Consider the following 294-nt stretch of genomic DNA (forward strand, 5'->3'; position numbering starts at 1 on the left):
ATCCGCACCTCGGTCGGCACACCGGCGGCCGCCAGCCTGTCGGCGGCCAACCGCGCGTCGTGCAGCAGCACCTCCGACCCAGACACGTGGATCAATGTCCGCGGCAGGCCGGCTTCGATGTGGTCCAGGGGCTCGTAGAGCGTTTCCGGTTTGCCGCCGACGATGTGGCGTGCGGAGGCGCTGGCAACCAGCGCGACCAGCGCGTCCAACGCCTTAGCCGGAAACATCGCGTCGGTCCTGATGTTGGGATGGGTCTGCTTGGGTTGCATTGCCAGCGGCAGCAACGGCGAGATC

1 protein-coding gene is annotated in these 294 nt (G+C 67.7%); it reads right to left on the reverse strand.

Annotation, left to right across the window (positions count from 1 at the left end; translation table 11 throughout):
* Window positions 1–294, reverse strand: a 294-nt coding sequence (locus F6Q13_RS17520; RefSeq protein ID WP_293059260.1) for an alpha/beta hydrolase fold domain-containing protein, incomplete at both ends; no start/stop codon positions are given.

Source organism: Mycobacterium sp. (genome assembly GCF_008709575.1).
Lineage (GTDB): Bacteria > Actinomycetota > Actinomycetes > Mycobacteriales > Mycobacteriaceae > Mycobacterium.